Annotated in this window: 13 protein-coding genes and 3 pseudogenes; 5 read left to right on the top strand and 11 right to left on the bottom strand. The window is 59.8% G+C overall.

The annotated features are described in order from the left end of the window. The first annotated feature begins 18 nt into the window (after positions 1-18). Positions 19-378 (top strand): hypothetical protein, encoded by a 360-nt coding sequence (locus ACYZT8_RS16850; protein WP_461974355.1) that lies wholly within the window; start codon positions 19-21, stop codon positions 376-378. Here the strand turns inward: ACYZT8_RS16850 and ACYZT8_RS16845 are convergent. Continuing rightward, a complete protein-coding gene (locus tag ACYZT8_RS16845; protein WP_461974353.1) occupies positions 375-767 on the bottom strand; it encodes a GFA family protein in 393 nt (130 codons plus the stop codon). The genes ACYZT8_RS16850 and ACYZT8_RS16845 overlap by 4 nt on opposite strands. Positions 768-986: 219 nt before the next feature. Here ACYZT8_RS16845 and ACYZT8_RS16840 point away from each other — a divergent pair. Together ACYZT8_RS16840 and ACYZT8_RS16835 are read left to right on the top strand one after the other, a co-directional pair. After that, positions 987-1,694 (top strand): annotated as a pseudogene (locus ACYZT8_RS16840) (MCP four helix bundle domain-containing protein); the annotation flags it as partial. 42 nt (positions 1,695-1,736) lie between these two features. Continuing rightward, positions 1,737-2,600, top strand: a complete 864-nt coding sequence (locus ACYZT8_RS16835; RefSeq protein WP_371922082.1) for a methyl-accepting chemotaxis protein — start codon at positions 1,737-1,739, stop codon at positions 2,598-2,600. Between the two features lie 171 nt (positions 2,601-2,771). On the opposite strand, the gene ilvD is transcribed toward ACYZT8_RS16835, so the two are convergent. Together ilvD and ACYZT8_RS16825 are read right to left on the bottom strand one after the other, a co-directional pair. Next, positions 2,772-4,454 (bottom strand): dihydroxy-acid dehydratase, encoded by a 1,683-nt coding sequence (gene ilvD / locus ACYZT8_RS16830; protein WP_461974352.1) that lies wholly within the window; start codon positions 4,452-4,454, stop codon positions 2,772-2,774. A gap of 90 nt (positions 4,455-4,544) precedes the next feature. Next, entirely contained in the window at positions 4,545-5,444 is a 900-nt protein-coding gene (locus ACYZT8_RS16825; protein ID WP_461974350.1) for a LysR family transcriptional regulator, read from the bottom strand. A gap of 129 nt (positions 5,445-5,573) precedes the next feature. On the opposite strand from ACYZT8_RS16825, the gene ACYZT8_RS16820 reads away from it, so the two are divergent. After that, entirely contained in the window at positions 5,574-6,986 is a 1,413-nt protein-coding gene (locus tag ACYZT8_RS16820; protein ID WP_461974348.1) for an MFS transporter, read from the top strand. A gap of 107 nt (positions 6,987-7,093) precedes the next feature. Here the strand turns inward: ACYZT8_RS16820 and ACYZT8_RS16815 are convergent, their stop codons facing one another. The 5 genes from ACYZT8_RS16815 to ACYZT8_RS16795 all read right to left on the bottom strand — a co-directional run bounded on the left by ACYZT8_RS16815 (position 7,094) and on the right by ACYZT8_RS16795 (position 11,078). After that, complete coding sequence (locus ACYZT8_RS16815) at positions 7,094-7,354, bottom strand: transmembrane sensor/regulator PpyR (RefSeq protein ID WP_461982496.1); 261 nt, start codon at positions 7,352-7,354, stop codon at positions 7,094-7,096. Between the two features lie 132 nt (positions 7,355-7,486). Next, a complete protein-coding gene (locus ACYZT8_RS16810; protein WP_461974346.1) occupies positions 7,487-7,861 on the bottom strand; it encodes a response regulator transcription factor in 375 nt (124 codons plus the stop codon). A gap of 105 nt (positions 7,862-7,966) precedes the next feature. Then, on the bottom strand, positions 7,967-8,614 hold the full coding sequence (locus ACYZT8_RS16805; RefSeq protein WP_461974344.1) for a response regulator transcription factor: 648 nt from the start codon (positions 8,612-8,614) through the stop codon (positions 7,967-7,969). Positions 8,615-8,646: 32 nt separating this feature from the next. After that, positions 8,647-10,197: a sensor histidine kinase gene (locus ACYZT8_RS16800; RefSeq protein WP_461974342.1), complete on the bottom strand. Its 1,551-nt coding sequence runs from the start codon at positions 10,195-10,197 to the stop codon at positions 8,647-8,649. Positions 10,198-10,598: 401 nt separating this feature from the next. Further along, positions 10,599-11,078 carry a phage infection protein gene (locus ACYZT8_RS16795; protein WP_461974340.1) on the bottom strand — a complete coding sequence of 160 codons (480 nt, stop codon included), beginning with the start codon at positions 11,076-11,078 and terminating at the stop codon, positions 10,599-10,601. A 373-nt stretch (positions 11,079-11,451) separates the two neighbouring features. Between ACYZT8_RS16795 and treS the strand changes: the two genes are divergently transcribed. After that, positions 11,452-13,518: a maltose alpha-D-glucosyltransferase gene (treS, locus tag ACYZT8_RS16790; protein WP_461974338.1), complete on the top strand. Its 2,067-nt coding sequence runs from the start codon at positions 11,452-11,454 to the stop codon at positions 13,516-13,518. 82 nt (positions 13,519-13,600) lie between these two features. On the opposite strand, the pseudogene glyA reads toward treS, so the two are convergent. From glyA to ACYZT8_RS16775, 3 genes and pseudogenes are all read right to left on the bottom strand, one after another. Continuing rightward, positions 13,601-13,936, bottom strand: a pseudogene (gene glyA, locus ACYZT8_RS16785) (serine hydroxymethyltransferase); the annotation flags it as partial. 70 nt (positions 13,937-14,006) lie between these two features. Beyond that, positions 14,007-14,321, bottom strand: a pseudogene (locus ACYZT8_RS16780) (bestrophin family protein); the annotation flags it as partial. Between the two features lie 333 nt (positions 14,322-14,654). Beyond that, positions 14,655-15,443 carry an alpha/beta hydrolase gene (locus tag ACYZT8_RS16775; RefSeq protein WP_461974336.1) on the bottom strand — a complete coding sequence of 263 codons (789 nt, stop codon included), beginning with the start codon at positions 15,441-15,443 and terminating at the stop codon, positions 14,655-14,657. Positions 15,444-15,473 lie beyond the last annotated feature (30 nt).

Genomic DNA, 15,473 nt, shown 5'->3' with positions numbered 1-15,473 from the left:
CAATCACAAGGATTCCCCATGGGTTTAAGCAAACGCGATCAGACATGCATCGAACGTCGCCTGGTTGCCACTTTGACCGAGGCGTGTGAAACGGCCAAAGCGCAAATCATCGGATTTGAATGGCTGACCCACGAAGTCGATTACGCCGAATTTCCTTCCAGCCTGAGGGTTGTCTGGGTCTTCGACACCCAAGCCAGCAAGGATCAGGCATTGGCGAGCGGGCAGGGCGAGCGCATGGTCGAACTGACGGCCATCGCCTTAAGCGAAGCAGATGTTCTCGTCAGCTCGGTCTCGGCCCATGTGCAGTTTGATTCTGAAGAGCAATGCCAGCGTGCCAATGGTGGCAATTGGCAGAATCGTCTGGCACGCAAGCGCTAATCCTTCACTGCATCTACTTCGTACCAACAGGCTTTCGATTCAAGAAAAGAGTGTTTGTGCTTCAACGCCAGGAAAGGCGAATCCAACGTACCGATCGCTATCGAAACCCACTCCGAAAACGCCCCCTTCGAATCAGACCAGAACAGCGAAGAGCCGCAGTTCGAGCAGAACTGGCGTGTGACGCCTTTGGACGATTCGTAACCCTTGAGTGCCGTTTCACCCGCAAAGACAGAAACCGCCGACCTCGGAGCGCTCGCATACGTTGCGAAAGCTGCTCCATGGCTTTTTCGGCATTGTTTGCAATGACAATGGGTGACGGCTTTCAGCTCGGCGGATACGCAATATTTAACGGCGCCGCATAGGCAGCTGCCTTGGTGAAGCTCGTCCATCGTCATCGAGTCCCTGATTTTCGTGGCGCTACTTTAGCGGTCCGGTACAAGGTTTGGCCATGGCCGCAGCGCTCAGAAAGCAGCGGCGCGGAATCACGCTGAAGTACAGGCCGCCTACCGCATGTCGCAAAGCACCGAAAGTACGGCGTCCGGCTTCAATAAGTGGCCGACGCAGCCGATAACGTGTTCATAAAAGCGACGTACCGAGAGGGCTACCCGATGTCTATAAAATTACGCTTGTTGCTACTGATTGGTACGAGCTTGCTCACCGCGTTGATCGTGAGCCTGGTCAGTTACGTGGGAAACACCCGGATGGCTGAAGCGGTGCAGGACAACGAGGTCAGCATGACCGCGCTGCGCAATCACCTCGAAGCCGACATGATGCACGACGCACTGCGCGCCGATGTGCTGTCCGCGATGGTGGTCGGGCTGGGTAAAAGCACCAGCAGCAAAGCTGAGGTGCGCAGCTCCATCGAAGAACATGCGGCGCATTTTCGTGAAGTACTGGGCGAAAACCTCAAGTTGCCGGTCAATGACACCATCAAGACGGGCCTGAACAAGGTCAAGCCGAGCCTCGATACCTACATCAGTGCGGCCGAGCGCATTGTCGGCCTGGCCCTGGAAAACCCGGATTCCGCGCAAAAGGAACTGGGCACGTTCAATACCGCGTTCAGCCAACTGGAAGACCAGATGGCGGCCCTCAGCGAGGTGATCGAAACCAACACCCAGCAGACCAGCAAAGGCACCGAACAGGCCATCAGCAGTGCCAACTTCACCCTGGGAATCGTGCTGATCGCCAGCCTTTTGTTGTTGCTTATCCAGGGGCGCTGGGTGATTTCGAGCATCATGGGTCCGTTGCAGACGGCCAGCCGCATTGCCCAAAGCATCGCCCACGGCAACCTGAGCGAGCCTATCGTCGAGCCGACCCATAAAGACGAAGCCAGCGCATTGATCCGCAGTCTGGCGACCATGCAACGTGACCTGCGCGGCATGATCGAGGTGGTGCGCAGCAATGCCCATGGCGTGAGTGGCATGAGCGTGCAGTTGAGTAGCGGCTGCCATCAGGTCGCCGACAGCAGCCAGCAGCAAAGCGTCGCCGCCAGCACCATGGCCGCTGCCGCGAGTGAAATGACCGCGAGCATCGAGGAAATCACCCGCCACGCCGAGCGCGCGCTGAACATGGCCAATCAGGCCGAGGCGCTGGCCAAGGACGGCGGACGCGTGATCCATCAGGTGGTCAACGACATGGACGGCATTGCGCGTTCGGCGCAGCAGTCAGCCCAGGTTATTCGCACGCTGGACAAGGAGTCGGAGGGTATTTTCAGCATCATTCAAGTGATCAAGGGTATCGCCGACCAAACCAACCTGCTGGCACTCAACGCCGCCATCGAGGCCGCTCGCGCCGGTGAGCAGGGCCGTGGTTTTGCCGTGGTGGCCGACGAAGTCCGCAGCCTCGCCGGACGCACCAGCGCTTCCACTCAGGAAATTGCCAGTATGGTCTCGCGCATCCAGCAAAGTACCCGCGAGGCGGTGACCAGCATGGAGGCGGGCGTTGCGCAGGTCGACAAAGGCATGGCCGTGACCGCCGATGTCGAGCGCGCCATCCGAGAAATTCTCCAAGCCACGCTCAATACCACCGAGCTGGTGAATGACATCACCCGCACGATCGGTGAACAGAGCCTGGCCAGCAACGAAATCGCCCATCAGGTGGACATGATTGCCGGGATGTCGGAAGGGAATAGCAAGGTGATTGGGCAGACGGCTTCGACGACTGATGAACTGTCGACTTTGGCGGGTAAGCTTTCGCAGTCGGTGGATCGGTTTCGGCTTTGAGGCTGGTGTACTGGTCAATTGATTTTCGGTGATTGTCCGGGCCTCATCGCGAGCAGGCTCACTCCCACATGTGATCTGCGTCGAACACAAATCCTGTGCTCAATGCAGAACCAATGTGGGAGTGAGCCTGCTCGCGATGACGTCAGTTCAGACAACACAAAACCCCATCCCCTAAAGATACTTATCGGTAACCGCACCCTCCGAAGCGCTGGACACGGTCTTGGCATACTTGGCCAGCACCCCGCGTTTGTACCTGGATTCCGGACGCACCCAACGGGTCTTGCGCTCGGCCAGGTCGGCGTCGGAGACATCGACCGTAATCTGCCGGGTTTCAGCGTCGATGGTGATCTTGTCGCCATCTTCAATTAGCGCAATCGGCCCGCCCTCAAAGGCTTCCGGCGTGATGTGCCCCACCACAAAACCATGGGAGCCGCCGGAGAAGCGACCGTCGGTGATCAGCGCAACTTCCTTGCCCAGCCCCTTGCCCATAACCGCCGAAGTCGGCGAGAGCATTTCGCGCATGCCGGGCCCACCCTTGGGCCCTTCGTAGCGAATCACAATGACGTCGCCGGCTTTGACTTCGCCATTGAGAATCCCGGCCAACGCGCCTTCCTCGCCGTGATACACACGCGCCGTGCCTTCGAAGCGCAAGCCTTCCTTGCCAGTAATCTTGGCCACCGCGCCCGTCGGCGAGAGGTTGCCGCGCAGCACCACCAGGTGGGAGTCCTTCTTGATGGGGCGGTCGAACGGCAGAATCACGTCCTGGCCTTCGGGGTAGTCGGGCACGTTTTCCAGGTTTTCTGCCAGGGTCTTGCCGGTCACCGTCAGCACATCGCCGTGCAGCATGCCGGCGGCGAGCATGCGTTTCATCAATGGCTGGATGCCGCCAATGGCAACCAGCTCGCTCATCATGTATTTGCCGCTGGGGCGCAGGTCGGCGACCACCGGGGACACCTTGCCCAGCTCGACGAAATCATCCAGCGTCAGCTCGACATCCACCGCATGGGCCATGGCCAACAGGTGCAGCACGGCGTTGGTCGAGCCGGCGAGGGCGATGACCACGCGGATGGCGTTTTCGAAGGCCTTGCGGGTCATGATGTCGCGCGGTTTGAGGTCGAGCTTGAGCAGCTCCATGACCTGTTGACCGGCACGGAAGCTGTCGGATGCCTTATCGCTGCCGACGGCGTCCTGGGAACTGGAACCGGGCAGGCTCATGCCCAATGCCTCGATGGCCGAGGCCATGGTGTTGGCCGTGTACATGCCGCCGCAGGAGCCGGGACCGGGAATCGCTACTTCCTCGATCTGCTTGACCTGAATCTCGTTGATATCGCCGCGAGCGTGCTGCCCCACGGCCTCGAACACGGAAATGATGTCGGTGTGGCCAGCGCCCGGGCGGATGGTGCCGCCATAGACGAAGATCGACGGGCGATTCAGTCGCGCCATGCCGATCAGGCAGCCCGGCATGTTCTTGTCACAACCGCCCACGGTCACCAGACCGTCAAAGCCTTCGCAACCGGCCACCACCTCGATGGAATCGGCGATCACTTCCCGCGACACCAGCGAATATTTCATGCCTTCGGTGCCATTGGCGATGCCGTCGGAAATGGTAATGGTGTTGAAAATAACGCCCTTGGCGCCCGCAGCATTCGCGCCTTTTTCCGCTTCTACGGCGAGTTTGTCGATGTGCATGTTGCACGGTGTGACCATCGCCCACGTCGAGGCAATACCGATCTGCGGTTTCTTGAAGTCTTCATCCGTGAAGCCCACGGCACGCAGCATGGAACGGCCGGGCGCACGCTCCACGCCGTCGACTACTTGAGAGGAGTACTTACGCAAATCGATTTTGTCGCTCATGACGTTCCCTCATATCCAGATCGCTGGCCCGACCGGTGTGGCCCGAAGCAACGGGTTGAGTCTAGACCTGACGGCGACAAAAATCAGTTGCTAATCCAGCGGCGCCGCACACACCTCCCGAATACATCTGCGCAACCACTGGTGCGCTGCATCGGCGTCCATTCGCGGGTGCCAGAGCATTGAAATGGTGATCACTGGCGTGGCAACCGGAAGGGCGAAACTGTGCAGGCCGGCCCGCAGATTGTGGGTGTGGCGTTCGGGCACCGTAGCGATCAGGTCCGAGGCCCGGGCCAACGCCAGGGCTGCGGAAAAGCCGCCGACAATCGTGACGATTTCCCGCGCCAGTCCAAGCGGTCTCAGGGCGTCATCCATCGGCCCTTTGTCCCGTCCACGCCGCGAGACCAGCACATGCCGGCCGGACGCATACCGGGCGGGCGTGATCTTGCCCTTGCTCAGCAGATGCCCCGGGCGTACGACGCCAATGAAACGGTCCTGGTACAACGCGCGGGTGCGCACTTCCGGGCTGGTGGTGTCGGCGACAACACCGGTCTCCAGATCAACCGTGCCGTCACGCAGCAGCGTGCTGTCCTGGTTCAGTTTCTGCAAAAAGTGCAGCCGTACGCCGGGTGCTTCGTCGCTGAGGCGAGCAATCAGCGCCGGCCCGAAGTTTTCGACAAAACCGTCGCTGGTGCGCAGCGTGAAGGTGCGCACCAGTTGCTTGAGGTCGAGGTGCTCGGCGGGGCGCAGCACCGCTTCGGCGTGCTGCACCAGTTGGCTGACCTGCTCGCGCAGTTCCAGCGCTCGGGGCGTCGGCACCAGGCCCCGTCCGGCGCGGACCAGCAATGGATCGCCGGTGGTTTCACGCAATCGTGCCAGGGCCCGGCTCATCGCTGAGGGGCTCAGACGCAATCGTTGGGCGGCACGCGCAACACTGCCTTCAGCGAGCAGCGCATCGAGGGTAATCAGCAGATTCAGATCGGGAGTCGTCATGTTTCAACGGTAGCACGGCTGAGTGATGACATGGCGTTGTGCGCAGGTATCAAGTGCAAGTGGTGCGTCTTCCGCCATGTCAGGCGCGGGCATACGCTGAAGGTCAACTCTTCATCAAGTGGCCAAACCATGAAACTCACCATGCAACCCGGCTCGGTCCGCTGGGCGCTCGCCAGCCTTTCGCTGTCGATGTTGATGCCTTCACTCGACACCAGCATCGCCAATGCAGGCTTGCCGACCTTGTCCCAGGCACTCGACGCTTCCTTTCAGGAAGTGCAGTGGATCGTCCTGGCGTATCTGCTCGCGATCACCACGTTGATCGTCAGCGTTGGACGCTTGGGCGACATCGTCGGTCGCCGTCGCTTGTTGCTGGCCGGCATCGCCGTTTTCACCTTGGCTTCGCTGGCGTGTGGTGTGGCGCCTTCGCTGGGGTGGCTGGTCGCCGCCCGGGCGGTGCAAGGCCTCGGTGCGGCGATCATGTTGGCGCTCACCGTGGCGTTCGTCGGCGAGACGGTGCCCAAGGCGCAAACCGGCAGCGCCATGGGATTGCTCGGCACGATGTCGGCGATAGGCACCACACTTGGGCCATCGCTCGGTGGCGTGTTGATCTCCGGTTTCGGCTGGCAGGCGATTTTTCTGGTTAACCTGCCGCTGGGTGTTTTGAACGGGGTACTCGCGTATCTCTACTTGCCCGCTGATCGCCCAACGCCGACGACTCAGCGCGATGGTTTTGACGTTGCAGGCACGTTGGTGCTGGCGCTGACACTCGGTGCTTATGCATTGGCGATGACGCTGGGCGGTGGTGTCTGGGATTCGCTCAACCTCGCATTACTGCTGATCGCTATTGCCGGGACCGGGATTTTCCTGTTCATCGAGGCAACGGTTGAAACGCCGCTGATCAAACTGGCGCTGTTGCGTGATCGGGGGTTGAGCGCGAGCCTGGTCATTAGCATGCTGGTCTCGACGGTGATGATGTCGACGTTGGTGGTCGGGCCGTTCTATCTCTCGGGCGCGCTTGGGTTGAATGCAGCGCTGGTCGGGCTCACGTTGTCAGTCGGCCCGCTGGTTGCCGCGTTGGCTGGCGTACCCGCCGGCCGCCTGGTAGACCGTTTTGGCCCGCAGCGCATGGCCGTTTCCGGGCTCGTTGCGATGGCGCTCGGCGCCTGTGTTCTGTCCATGATGCCGACGCGTTTCGGCGTCCTCGGCGTCCTCGGCTACCTTGCGCCCATTGCTGTAATCACCGCCAGTTATGCGCTGTTTCAGGCGGCCAATAACACGTTGATCATGAGTGGCGTGAGCCAGGATCAGCGAGGCGTCATTGCCGGCCTGCTCAGCCTGTCACGCAATCTCGGGCTCATCACCGGCGCCTCGGTCATGGGCGCAGTGTTTGCGCTGGCTTCATCGGCGACCGACGTCACCCATGCAGCGCCAGAAGCGGTCGCCCATGGCATGGCAATCACCTTTGCGGTAGCGGCGGGGCTGATTGGCCTGGCGCTCGCCATCGCGCTGCCAGCCCTGAAAAGTGAACGCGCGGTGGCGTAAATCCGAAGCAAAAAAAAAAGGCCCGCCAAAAAAACGGGTTGGCGGGCGTTTTGGAATCGCCGGTTCAGCAAGGAGGGAGCTGGCCCGGGTCGTGAACAAAACGTGACTCAGGCAGCGGTGCCCTGCAGTTGCGCTTTCAGATTGAGGCGCAGGCGGTTATGGGCCAGCAGCCGCATGACATACCCGAGCTTGATCGCCGTCGGGCCGAGAATCGTCATGGCATGGGCACCCACCAAGGCCGGCAGTGTCAGCCAGGCGTCGCAGCCGTACGCCAGGATGATCCCGACCACCAGCATGATCAGCCCACCGATCAACAGCACATGAGACAACTTCAACACTCGATTCGGTTGCTCAAAAAAGCCATACATGTCGATCACCGCATTACTCCTGAAGACAAAGGAGATGTTATCGATGGGGGGAGAGCAGGACACTTCTACCTGGGGTCAGTGCAAACACGCCTACGTATGAGCGAGGCATACCCATGTATTAAGAGGGCGAAATCAAGTGTGGCGATTGAGGATGTCTTCGATGCAGGCAATCAGTTCGCCGCAGGGGAATGGCTTTGGAAAAAACGCGATGGGTTCGACGGCTGTTGCGCTGACCTGAGGAGGGGATTCCAGGTAGCCGCTGATGAAGATGACGGGCAGATGAATGCCCCGGGCCGAAAGTTGTTCATACATTTGAATGCCCGACAGGTCGGGCATTTGTACATCGCAGATCAGGCAGGAGGTGATCTGCGGGCCGTTGCTGGAGAGGAACGCTTCGGCAGTGGCGTATACCCGGACGGTGTATCCGTTGGAGCGCAATAAACTGTCCAGTGCAATACGAACCGATTCATCATCGTCGACCACGGAAATAATAAATGGTTGGGACATTTAAGTACCTGGGTGATTTCGGGTAGCCCATAAAGAGTGCCCGCCATCACTGCAAGATACGCAATCCCCAAGCGCGGGACAGTATACCTGCGTATAGCCACGTCACTAAGGACGGTTGAGTCCCAGTGCTTGCGCCATTCGGACAAGGTCGGCAAAAGAGCGGGCGAACATCTTGCGCATGGCCTGGCCGCGGTGAATCTTCACGGTAATTTGGCTCAAGCCGATTTCCCCGGCGATCTGCTTGTTCATCAGGCCCGACACGGCCAGAGCCATCACTGTTTGCTCCCTGGGCGTCAGCGTTGCATAGCGACTGAGCAACTCCTCGTTTTCGCGCTCCGATTCACGCCGTACTTTGTCTCGTGCATGGGCCGCGGATACCGCATCGATCAAGTCCTGTTCGCGAAAGGGTTTCTCCAGGAAATCCACCGCGCCGGCCTTCATCGCCCGGACCGTCATGGCGATGTCGCCGTGCCCGGTCATGAAAACAATCGGCAGGTTGATGTTGGCCGCCACCAGTTCCTGCTGGAAATCCAGGCCACTGGTGCCTTGCAGCCGCACATCCAGCACCAGACAGCTGGGGATGGCCGGGCGGTTGTACTTCATGAAGTCGGCGACAGAGCCGAACAACTCGACCTGGAGGCCGATGGAACGCAGCAGGCTGCCGACCGCTTCACGCAGCGGCGCATCATCATCGACGATGAAGACCAGAGGCTCGCTGTGGCCGGTTTTGTTCATGGGGTGGTGTTTGTTCATGGAGCTTCCCTGTGAGCAGTTGTCCTGGTGTTTCAGGCCGTTTCACGAGTGACGAGTAGCGGCAGCGCGACCTTGAAAGACGTGCCGTGGCCAAGGGCGCTGGTAGCCCAGATCCGCCCACCATGAAAATCAATGATCGAGCGGCAGATGGAGAGGCCCATGCCCATGCCGTTTTCCTTGGTCGTGAAAAAGGGAGTGAACAAGGACGGCAGGACATGGGCCGCGATGCCCGAACCCAGGTCAGCCACTTCCACCACCGCCTCGTTATCCTTGATCCACGTGCGCACATGCAGAATCCGTTCACACGCCTCGAGTTCGACCTCGGCCAAGGCGTGGCAGGCGTTGATGATCAGGTTAATGATCACTTGCTGTAGCTGTACCCGATCCGCATGGACACGACCCGAGCGCGCGGCCAGTTCGACTTTCGGACTGATTTTGTGGTGAGCCAACTCTTGTTGAACCAGGCTCAGCGTCTCGTTGACGATGTCGTTCAGCGACTCGCTCTGGCGCATCGGACCGCACTTGCGTGACAGCGTCCTGATCCGGCTGATGACGTCGCTGGCGCGGCACGAGCTGGCGATGATGCGATCCAGGGACGCAAGCGCTTCATTCAGATCCGGGACAGGGCGGTCGAGCCATCGGCGACAGGCTTCGCTGCTGCTGGTGATGGCCGTGAGTGGCTGGTTCACCTCATGGGCAATGGACGCCGCCAGTTCGCCCAGCGACGTGACGCGGGTGACGTGTGCCAGTTGGGCCTGGGCGCATAGGAGGGCCTCTTCGGCTTGCTTGTTGGCGGTGATATCCATCAGTGCGCCGACATATTTGGAGCATTCGTGCTGGGTGAACAGCGGACTGGCGATCATGTGGACATGTTTGATGCGTCCGTCTGGCATCAGCAATCGGTGTTTGACCTCAATCAGCGCTTCATGGCGTGTAGCCTTTGCAAAGACTTCGTGCACCAGTGGAAGGTCATCGGGATGGGTACGTGCCAGGACCTTCGAGAAGGTCGGAGCATCGGTCAGCGGATACTCGAAAATCCTCGCCGATTCATCCGACCAGGAAATCGCTTCGGCGCCGGCGCGAAAGCCGACGCTGCCAGTCTGGCTCAGGCGTTGGGCGCCGATCAGGTACACCTCGTTATGGCGCAGCCGGTCGGCAGCATACTTGCTGCGCAGCGCCAGGAAGGTGATCGCGGACAGGGCGGTCAGGCAGCGGAAGAACCCCGTTGTCGACTCCCACCGTTGATATCCGCCGTTGTAGAGAAACGTCGCGGTCAGTAGCAGCATGCACATCAGCGCGATTGAAATCACGACGTTGATTGAAAACAGATTGGCCGCCATCAACAGCAAAGTGATGTAAAGAATCGTCGGGGCGAGGTCGGTGTTCGTCTCGGAATTAATGATCACGATGCCGCAGGCCACCACCAGCCCTATCAGCCATCCAAGGGCTTCGATCAACGGATTTGAACTGATGCCGATCGATGCATTTGCGCTCGTCTCGCAGGGTGTGCGCAGTCCTTTGCTGTTGGCGCTGTTGAAAAATGGAAAGTTTTTGCGCGCAATGTCAGACCTGTTGTTTTTCATTTCGGTCATGCACTCCAGATTTCGGGGGGGCGGAGTAGGGGGGCTATCCTAGAAGCAATCGTTTCCCCTTCAATAGGACATAAACCCCTGAATTTCGGCCAAAATCGTCCTGAATGTTGGCGGATGAAAAAAGCCCCTCGTGGAGGTGATGCTGTTCACTTAAATCTCTTCAGTCACAGAGAACCTGTGGCGAGGGAGCTTGCTCCCGCTTGAGTGCGGAGCACTCACAAAAATCGGCAGTGTTGTCGGATTTTTGGGGCCGCTACGCAGCCCAGCGGGAGCAAGCTCCCTCGCCACAAAAGTAGCTGTGTCTGAAGTACCGCGCTTAAGTGAACCGCATGACTCTCATGAAGGGGCTTCTGTTAACGAATCCGGCAGTCGTGCGGTGAATCAATGCTCGATCAGCGGCAGGCGAAGCAGAAGTCGGCGTTAATGTCCGAACCGGAATCGTAGCCACCATCCGCCACATGGTTCTGCATCAAACGGTCGGAACCACCCTCCGCTACACGCGTACCGCGCATCCGACTGTTGGCACCGAACGCTACGCGATTTTGTTTGAGATGTTCGGAGCCGTCCGACGCAAGTTGCCTTTCTTTCAGGCGATCGGCGCCACCCTCGGCGACACGATTCTGATTGAGGCGGTCGGAACCGTCCGCGGCCAGTTGCCTCTCTTTCAAGCGATCAGCACCGCCTTCAGCAACGTGCTGGTTGGCGGGTTTATCTGAGGTGTGTTGGACCAGGGGTGCAGCTGCATCCCGATCCCCGCCTGTTCGGCTTCCACTGGCAGCGCCCTCACGAGGTTCGGCCGCGTGCGTCGTCGCCGTTATCAAGCCGGTGGCGGCAAGGAGGGCAATGCTCAATACAACGTTTGGAGTTTTCATCCTGTTCTCCTTATGTGATCAGGGGGTGTCCAAACACCAAGGGGCTTTGCAGGAATGCAGCTGTTCGTGAGTTTTCGTCGAATTGACTCGAACCCCGGACAGTTTTTGGTTTGATCAAGCCTTGGCATTTGATGGCTGTATCTTAAAGAGAGGCGTCATCACGTCACTTATGCCTAGGTTGCTCACGGGGATATCTAGGTGTTAACCACCCATCCTCAGGTATGACTTGCCACAGAGGGCGCGTCCTGAATCCTCAAGCGTCAATGCAACGAATGCCGCCTCAGGGCCTCATATGAAAAGGACGGGGCCACCGGTGCAGGTACGCATGGGATGGTCGAGCGCAAATTTACCCCGACAACAGGTGACTGTTTTTATGACCGCGGCTGACAAAAATCATGTGACCTGGCTGGTGGAACAATCGATGCTGCATGCCGCCAGGCAGCGCGCCAAGCTCTACTCCGGGCAAGGTCGGCTGTGGCAACAGCCGTATGCCCATACCCGGCCACGTGATGCTTCAGCCCTGGCGTCGGTGTGGTTTACCGCCTACCCGGCGTCCATCGTCACCCGCGAAGACGGCAGCGTGCTCGAGGCGTTGGGCGATGAAACCTTATGGCACGCCCTGTCGAAAATCGGCATCCAGGGCATTCATAACGGTCCACTGAAAATGTCTGGCGGCCTGACGGGCACCCAACGCACGCCGACCATCGATGGCAATTTCGACCGCATCAGTTTCGAGATCGACCCGCACCTGGGCACCGAGGCGCATCTTCAGGCACTGGTGCGCATGGCCGCCGCGCACAATGCGGTGATCATCGATGACGTGATCCCTTCACATACCGGCAAAGGCGCGGATTTCCGCCTGGCCGAGATGGCCTATGAAGACTATCCGGGTCTCTACCACATGGTCGAAATCCGCGAAGAGGACTGGCCGTTGCTGCCGGACATCGCCGACGGCCGTGATGCGCAGAACCTCAGTCCGCTGCAGGTCGACGTGCTCCGAGACAAGCACTACATCGTCGGTCAGTTGCAGCGGGTGATTTTCTTCGAGCCGGGCGTCAAGGAAACCGACTGGAGCGCGACACCGATCGTGATCGGCGTCGATGGCAAACCGCGGCGCTGGGTCTATCTGCATTACTTCAAGGAAGGGCAGCCGTCACTGAACTGGCTGGACCCGACCTTCGCCGCGCAGCAGATGATCATCGGCGATGCCCTGCACGCCATTGACGTCATGGGCGCGAAAATCCTGCGTCTGGACGCCAACGGATTCCTCGGTGTGGAGCGCAAGCTCGACGGCACAGCCTGGTCTGAAAGCCACCCGTTATCGATCACCGGCAACCAGTTGCTGGGCGGGGCGATCCGCAAGGCCGGCGGTTTCAGTTTTCAGGAACTCAACCTGACCGTCGACGACATCGCCAGCATGTCCCACGGCGGCGCCGATCTCTCGTATGACTTCATCACCCGACCGGCCTACCAGCACGCGTTGCTGATGGGCGATACCGAGTTCCTGCGCTTGATGCTGCGCCAGATGCACACCCTCGGCATCGACCCCGGTTCGCTGATCCATGCCTTGCAAAACCACGACGAACTGACCCTGGAACTGGTGCATTTCTGGACGCTGCACGCCCATGACACCTACCTCTATCAAGGGCAGACCTTTCCCGGCAGCATCTTGCGCGAACACATTCGCGAGCAGATGTATGAACGTCTGGCGGGCGAGCACGCGCCGTACAACTTGAAATTCGTCACCAACGGCGTGTCTTGCACCACCGCCAGCATCATCACGGCGGCGTTGGGGATTCGCGATCTCGACGCGATTACGACAGCGGATATCCAGCAGATTCGCCAGGTCCATTTGCTGTTGGTGATGTACAACGCCATGCAACCGGGGGTGTTTGCGCTGTCCGGCTGGGACCTGGTCGGCGCGCTGCCGCTGCCGGCCGAACAGGTCGAGCACTTGATGGGCGACGGCGACACCCGCTGGATTCATCGCGGCGCCTACGATCTGGTGGACCTCAATCCGGAAGCACCGCTGTCCGCGGGTCAAATGCCACGTCCGAAGACCTTGTATGGCAGCCTGCCCAGCCAATTGAAGGACCCGGATTCGTTCGTCTCGCAACTCAGAAGAGTCCTCGCCGCGCGCCGCGCCTACGACATCGCCGCCAGTCGTCAGATTCTGATCCCGGATGTCCAGCACCCCGGGCTGTTGATCATGGTCCACGAATTGCCGGCCGGCAAAGGCACGCAAATCACCGCGTTGAACTTCGGCTCGACGCCGATCACCGAAACCTTGCACCTGCCCAATATCGCGCCGGGGCCGGTGGTCGACATCATCAACGAGCGCGTCGAAGGCGATCTCACGCCTGAGGGCGACTTCACCATTACGCTGGATGCCTATGAAGGCTTGGCACTGCGCGTGGTGAGCAGTTCGCCGATGATTTAAAGGGGGCGGAATCCGTGTGGTGTTCTTCTGTCGAGTGGAACCGGCGAGATCGCATCGGAACCTGTGGGAGCGAGTTTGGCAATCAGTCGCGGTAGACCTGGAAATCACTGCACATGGCAGCGGCTTGTCTGGCGACGTGCGCCTCGACATCGGCATCTCCGATATGATCGAGGATGTCGCAGATCCAGCCGGCCAGCTCGGTGCTCTGGGCTTTCTTGAAGCCACGGCTGGTTATCGCCGGCGTACCGATGCGCAGGCCGGAGGTCGCGAACGGCGATTGCGGCTCGTTCGGTACGGCGTTCTTGTTCACGGTGATACCGGCGTGGCCGAGGGCAGCGTCGGCGTCTTTGCCGGTCAGGCCCTGACGAATCAGGCTGACCAGGAACAAGTGGTTGTCGGTTCCGCTCGACACAACGTCTTAACCCGAGTAGAGCGCAGGTTTTTCGGGCTCACCCCAACACAAAATCCACAGGTTCCAGCGCTGGAGGCATGTGCCCGCTGAAATCAGGCGCGTTGTCCTCCGGTGCCGGGTTGAGCCAGCGGCTACTGGCGACCAACTGATTTTCCAGGCGCAGCTTTGCGTTGAGCGCATGGGCAAAGCCGCACAGATGATGAAGCATTTTTCGGCGCTGATTGTCGTCCTTGATGACCCGGGTTTCGCGAATCATCGAACGAATCGCGACCGTCACGTCGCCCCAGGCTTTTCGGGCTTCATACCAGCGGTCATAACAGGCGTTGTTGCGAAAACTCATGAAGATCGACAGCGACAAACCCAGCAGGGTGAAGGGCGTCGCGCTGACCTTGTGTATGGACCGGACACATGGTTGACGGGTGTGCGGGGACATGGTGTTCCGCCTACGGAGAAAACGGGTGATTCAGATCGGGCGCAGGCTAAGAGCCTGTGGGCTGTGCGTCCAATCACTGTTGATGACCGAGTGATCGATGGGCTCTATGACTCACACTCTTACTTTGTAGCAGCTGCCGAGCCTGCGAGGCTGCGTCCGGCTGCGCAGCAGTCGTAAATCCGGCTTCCGTGGTCTGACTGATACACTGCGAGTACTGGTTTTACGACTGCTGCGCAGCTGGACGCAGCCTCGCAGGCTCGACAGCTGCTACGGGTCGCGGTGTGGCATGGTTCACAACGCATCGCCCAGCAACTTTAGATACTCGGGGCTCTCGGAGATGGAATTGTGGCCCACGCCCGGTATGACCCGCAGCGTCGCAACGCCTTTGGCGAAATGCGTGTATAGCTCTTCCGTGCTTGAGCGCGGTATGACTTCGTCGTGCTCCGCGGCGATCAACAGCGTCGGTATCGTGATGTGCGTCGCGTACTTCCATGATTCAAACCGCTCCTGTAGCAACCACTTCACCGGAAACCACGGGAACTGGCGCACGGCGAGGTCTTCCAGGCTGTTGTAGGGCGTGATCAGGATCAGGCGGGAGGCCGGGCGCTGGCTGGCAAGGCGCACGGCGACCCCCGAACCGAGGCTGCGCCCGACCACGGCGATGTGCGGATGAGTGTCGTAGACCTTGTCGAACAAGGTCATGGCATCGCGCTGGATGGCCTCCTCGGACGGCGAGCCGGAGCTTCCCCCGAAGCCTCGATAGTGCAGCAAGTAGATCGCATGCTCCGGGAAAGCCTGCGCGAATACGGGGAGGTTGCGAGAGACGTCCTCGGCATTGCCGCCGAAATAGATCAGCGCCTTCGGTCCGTCGTGGGGCCTTACCGACACCATCACCTGCGCATCCTCCACCGTCAGCTTGAGCAGCGTTTCGGGCGTCTCGATGGCGCTGGGTTGCGGGAAGTAGATGAGCGCGCGCTGAAACACGAACAGCGCCGCACACAGCGCCAAGTAAAACGCTGCCAGGATGACGACGATTAAGACTAGGGTTCGTGGCATTCGACTAACTTTAGTGGGCGACATTGACGGCTCTGGGCTGAGGAACCCAATCCA

The organism is Pseudomonas sp. LB3P93, from assembly GCF_054898025.1.
This window is presented reverse-complemented; position numbering and strand designations above follow the sequence as displayed.

Bases quoted from the DNA above. Each gene is read 5' to 3' on its own strand.
- ACYZT8_RS16805 (WP_461974344.1), bottom strand. From the start codon at position 8,614: ATGAACAAACACCACCCCATGAACAAAACCGGCCACAGCGAGCCTCTG.
- treS (WP_461974338.1), top strand. From the start codon at position 11,452: ATGACCGCGGCTGACAAAAATCATGTGACCTGGCTGGTGGAACAATCG.
- ACYZT8_RS16800 (WP_461974342.1), bottom strand. From the start codon at position 10,197: ATGAAAAACAACAGGTCTGACATTGCGCGCAAAAACTTTCCATTTTTC.
- ACYZT8_RS16845 (WP_461974353.1), bottom strand. From the start codon at position 767: ATGGACGAGCTTCACCAAGGCAGCTGCCTATGCGGCGCCGTTAAATAT.
- ACYZT8_RS16795 (WP_461974340.1), bottom strand. From the start codon at position 11,078: ATGAAAACTCCAAACGTTGTATTGAGCATTGCCCTCCTTGCCGCCACC.
- ACYZT8_RS16810 (WP_461974346.1), bottom strand. From the start codon at position 7,861: ATGTCCCAACCATTTATTATTTCCGTGGTCGACGATGATGAATCGGTT.
- ACYZT8_RS16850 (WP_461974355.1), top strand. From the start codon at position 19: ATGGGTTTAAGCAAACGCGATCAGACATGCATCGAACGTCGCCTGGTT.
- ACYZT8_RS16825 (WP_461974350.1), bottom strand. From the start codon at position 5,444: ATGACGACTCCCGATCTGAATCTGCTGATTACCCTCGATGCGCTGCTC.
- ACYZT8_RS16775 (WP_461974336.1), bottom strand. From the start codon at position 15,443: ATGTCGCCCACTAAAGTTAGTCGAATGCCACGAACCCTAGTCTTAATC.
- ACYZT8_RS16820 (WP_461974348.1), top strand. From the start codon at position 5,574: ATGAAACTCACCATGCAACCCGGCTCGGTCCGCTGGGCGCTCGCCAGC.
- ACYZT8_RS16815 (WP_461982496.1), bottom strand. From the start codon at position 7,354: ATGTATGGCTTTTTTGAGCAACCGAATCGAGTGTTGAAGTTGTCTCAT.
- ACYZT8_RS16835 (WP_371922082.1), top strand. From the start codon at position 1,737: ATGCAACGTGACCTGCGCGGCATGATCGAGGTGGTGCGCAGCAATGCC.
- ilvD (WP_461974352.1), bottom strand. From the start codon at position 4,454: ATGAGCGACAAAATCGATTTGCGTAAGTACTCCTCTCAAGTAGTCGAC.